Here is a 4,504-nt window from a genome sequence, read left to right on the forward strand (position 1 = left end):
GGCCGGCCCGCCCGCGGGCGGGGTCGGGTTCTGGATCGACGAGGTCACGGTGGGATCGGAGGGCACCGACCAGAAGGCGTCGTTGGTGAAGAACTGGCCCGGGTCGTCGACCTGGTACTTGGCCAGCAGCTCACGCTGGACCTTGAACAGGTCCTCCGGGTAGCGCAGGTGCTCCTCGAGCTCCTCCGAGATCGCGTCCCGCGGCTGCACGATGCCGGGCAGGGCCTTCATCCAGGTCTGCAGCACCGGGTCCGACTCGTCGAACGCGTAGAGGTCCACCGTGCCGTCGTAGGCGTCGACCGTGGCCTTGACCGAGTTGCGGATGTACGAGACCTTCTCGTCCGGCAGCACCCGGCCGCCGGCCTCGTTGGTCGAGTCCGCCGTCATCGCCTCCAGCGAACTCAGCTCGGCGTACGGATAGGTCTTGAGCGTGGTGTACCCGTCGACGATCCACTTGATCCGTCCGTCGATCACGGCCGGGTACGTATTGGTGTCGGTGGTCAGCCACGGAGCGACCTTCTGGACACGGTCGCGGGGGTCGCGGTCGTAGATGATCTTGGAGTCATCGCCGATCAGGCTGGACAGCAGGATGTTGCGCTCGGCGAACCTCAGCGCGTAGGCCGTGCGGTTGATCCAGCCGCCGATCGGGACCCCGCCCTCGCCGGTGTAGGTGTACTGCTGGGTGTCCGTGTCGTACTCGCGCGGGCCCTCGCCGTTGTCGCCGACGATGGCGTAGTCGGGGTCGGACTGGGCGATCAGCGGACCGAAGTAGGTCCGCGGCTGGGTCACCGGGATCACCATCTCCTGACCACTGGCGATGGCCTCGAGGTCGGAGACCTGGAAGTTCGGCAGTCCGCCCCGATCCGAGCCGGCGTCGTCCGCGATCTCGTTGACGCGGTTGGCGGGCGCGGAGACGAATCCGTTGCCGTGGGTGTAGACGGTGTGCCGGTTGATCCAGTCCCGCTGGTTGGCCTGCAGGGACTCCGGGTTGAGCTCACGGGCGGCCACGAGGAAGTCCCGCATCTCACCGTCGATCGTGTACCTGTCGATGCCGAGCGTCTCGGGGAAGCCGTAGAAGTTCCGCAGCTGGTGCAGCTGGGTGAACGTGGGCGAGAGGACGTTGGGGTCGAGCACGCGGACGTTGGACAGCGTCGTGACGTCCGAGCCCGCCTCCCGCGGGTTCGGGTCGGCCGAGCCCCAGTTCTCTATGTAGGTGACGCGGTCGTCCCCGATGTCGTACGCGGCCCGCGTGGCCTCGATGTTGCGGGCGATGTACTCCCGCTCCTTCTCGGCGCGGTTGGGGTTGACGGAGAACTGCTCCACGGCGAGCGGCCAGGCCGAACCCACCACGAGCGCGGAGAACAGCAGGAGCACGGTGGCGAGCGCGGGGATGCGCAGGTCCCTGATCACGATCGCGGAGAAGAAGGCGATCGCGCAGACGATGGCCACGGAGAACATGAAGATCTTGGCCGGGATCAGCGCGTTGACATCGGTGTGTCCGGCACCGGTGAACGTCGCGTTCTCCCGGAACAGCAGCTCGTAGCGGTCGAGCCAGTAGGCGGCCGCCTTGAGCAGGATGAACAGTCCGGCGAGGCTGACCAGCTGGATCCGCGCGGCGCGGGTCAGCGCACCCTCACGCGCTCCGGGACGGAGCCCACCGAACAGGTAGTGCGTGACGAGATTGGCGAGGAAGGCCAGGACCACGGCCACCATGAGCCAGGTGACGATCGACCGCCACAGCGGCAGCTCGAAGGCGTAGAAGGAGATGTCGAGCCCGAACTGCGCATCCGTCTGACCGAACGGCGTGGAGTTGAAGAACGCCAGGACCGACTGCCAGCCCGACTGCGCCACCGAACCGGCGAGGAGGCCGATCGCGACAGGGACCCACAGCACCGTCTTGGCCGGAGAGTCGCCGAGAGCCGCCCGGTACCTCGCCAACGCATCGGGCATCCCCGGCTGTGCCAGGAACACCGGCCGGTACCGGAAGGCCAGCAGGATCCCCGCGGCGATCGCGAGTCCCACCAGGAGGGCGACCACGACGAACAGACCGATCCGCGTGAGCAGCTCGGTCCTCATCACACTGGTGGCGTCGACCGAGCCGAACCACAGCCAGTTGGTGTAGGTGGAGTTGATCCTCGGCAGTACCTGGATCAGGACGATGAGGATGACGATGGAGATGGCGACGGCTCGGCCGCGACGTGAGATCGCGATCGGCCGACCGGGATTACCGGGTGGGCGGACGGACACCGGGGAAGCTCCTGGACTGCTGGGGCGGACATGCTCGTGGAACCCACCTTACGGAAAAGCGTCGCCTCACCCGCAGGTCGGTGGCTCTCCCCCGGAAACGGCCTCCTCCAGCGCCTCCAGCGCGCCCCGGAGGGTGTCCACCTCGATCAGGCGGATGCCACCCGGTGGGTCCTGCACGGCTTCCGCACAGTTTCCGGCGGGGACGAGGAACTCGGTCGCCCCCGCATCCCGGGCGGCACGGATCTTGTGCGTGATCCCCCCGATCGGCCCGACGGTTCCGTCGACCCGGATCGTGCCCGATCCGGCGACCTCGGCCCCGCCGGTCAACTCGCCCGGGGACAGCTTGTCCACGATCGCGACCGCCAGGACCAGCCCCGCCGAGGGGCCGCCCACGTTCGGGTCGATGTTGATCTCGACGTCCGTCCCGTCGGCCGGTGTGTCGCCGACGAGGATGCCCAGGCGGCCCTGGTCGGGATCGCCGTCCGGTCCGGCGGGCTGCAACGTCGTCGTCGTCGTCTCCTCGCGCCCGTCCCTGGTGAACCCGATCCGGACCTCGTCGCCCGGACGGTGGGCGCTGACCTGCTCGACCACCGCTGTCGAATCCGAGACCCGCTCCCCGCCGATCGAGGTCAGGATGTCGCCCTCACGGAGGAGGTCGGCCGCCGCGCCCTCCGGGTCGACGGCCTCGACCCGGGGCTGCATCGGGATCCCCAGGTACCCGTAGGCGGCGGCCTCGGCCGAGTTCTCCGACCCCACCATCTCCGCGGCGTTGGACTCGCGGACCTCGTCCCTCGACCGTTCCGGGGGGAAGACCTGGTCGCGGGGGACCACCATCTGCACCGGATCCAGCCAGAACCTCATGGCGTCGAGCAGGGTCAGGTTGTCGCGGACCGCGACCGTCGTCATCCGTAGTGCTCCGGAGGTCTCGTCCGCCTCACGCCCGCTGACCTCGACGACGGGGACCGTCTCCACCCCGTCGCCACGCTCGACCTCGACCTCCCCGAGGGTGTCGTAGGTGGGCCCGGGGCCCATGGCCACGAGCGGCACGGTCGCCGACGTGGCCAGGACGAGCAGCAGCACCGCCGGGACCAGAGCGGCGAGGAGGGTCAGCAGTCGGCGACTCACGGGGGCAAGGGTAGTCCGCGCGGGCGGAACCGTGACGTCGCGCCCGGACCTGCGCACCCGTCGGGCTGTACCGTTGTGGCATGAACCAGCCCTTCGGTTTCTCCGCTTCCGATGACGACGGTCGCGACGACGACCGGGGCCGCGACCCGGGCGGCCCCGGCGGTTTCGACCCCTCCCAGTTCGGTCAGTTCGGCCAGATGCTCTCCCAGTTCGGGCAGATGCTCGGCTCCATGGGGTCAGCGATGACCGGGCCCGGCGCCTCCGGTCCGGTGAACTACCAGCTCGCCCGCACCGTGGCACTGCAGGCCCTCGGTCGTACCCCGGTCGTGAGCGAGGCCTCCGGCACCGCCGCGCAGGAGTCCGTCCGGCTGGCCGAGCTGTGGCTGGACGAGACCACGGTGTTCCCCTCCGGCGTACACCGGACCGAGGTGTGGACCCCCCAGCAGTGGGTCGAACAGTCCCTCCCCACATGGGAGAAGATCTGCACCCCGGTCGCCGAGCAGATGAACTCGGCCACCAAGGGGGCGATGCCCGAGGAGGCGCGCCAGCTCGCCGGCCCGCTCCTGGGAATGCTCGACCAGATGGGCGGCATGGGCTTCGGGATGCAGCTCGGCCAGGGACTGGGCAAGCTCGCCCCCGCCGTGCTGTTCTCCTCTGAGGTGGGGCTCCCGTTCGGGGACGACGGCGTGGCCGCCCTGTGCCCGACCGCGATCGACGCGTTCGCCGAGGAGCTCGAGCTGCCCCGCCAGGAGGTCGTGGTGTTCCTGGCCGCGCGCGAGGCCGCGCACATCCGGTTGTTCGCCGGAGCGCCCTGGCTGCGGGCTCGGGTGCTGGCCACCGTCGAGGAGTACGCCCGCGGGATCCGGGTCGACACCTCGGGGCTCGACGACCTGGCCTCGGGACTCGACCCGTCCATCCTCCAGGACCCCACCAAGCTCCAGGAACTGCTGTCCGGCGGCGCGGGCGCCATCGGCCCCAAGGTGACGAATGTCAACGAGGCCGCGCTCGGCCGCCTCGAGACGCTGCTCGCCCTGGTCGAGGGCTGGGTCGACGCTGTCGTCACCGCCGCGGTCGGTGACCGACTGCCCAGCGCGGACAAGCTGCGCGAGATGTGGCTGCGACGCCGGGCCAC

The 4,504-nt window shown here is 69.7% G+C and carries 3 protein-coding genes; 1 reads left to right on the forward strand and 2 read right to left on the reverse strand.

Features of this window, described 5'->3' with window-relative positions; translation table 11 throughout:
* Together G6020_RS07795 and G6020_RS07800 are read right to left on the reverse strand one after the other, a co-directional pair.
* On the reverse strand, positions 1-2,247 hold a 2,247-nt coding region (locus G6020_RS07795; RefSeq protein WP_182610235.1), incomplete at its 3' end, for a UPF0182 family protein.
* A gap of 66 nt (positions 2,248-2,313) precedes the next feature.
* Positions 2,314-3,372 (reverse strand): PDZ domain-containing protein, encoded by a 1,059-nt coding sequence (locus G6020_RS07800; protein WP_182610236.1) that lies wholly within the window; start codon positions 3,370-3,372, stop codon positions 2,314-2,316.
* Between the two features lie 80 nt (positions 3,373-3,452).
* Here G6020_RS07800 and G6020_RS07805 point away from each other — a divergent pair.
* On the forward strand, positions 3,453-4,504 hold a 1,052-nt coding region (locus G6020_RS07805), incomplete at its 3' end, for a zinc-dependent metalloprotease (RefSeq protein ID WP_182610237.1).

Origin of the sequence: Dietzia sp. B19 (genome assembly GCF_014145155.1) — a bacterium.
Classification (GTDB): Bacteria; Actinomycetota; Actinomycetes; order Mycobacteriales; family Mycobacteriaceae; genus Dietzia; species Dietzia natronolimnaea.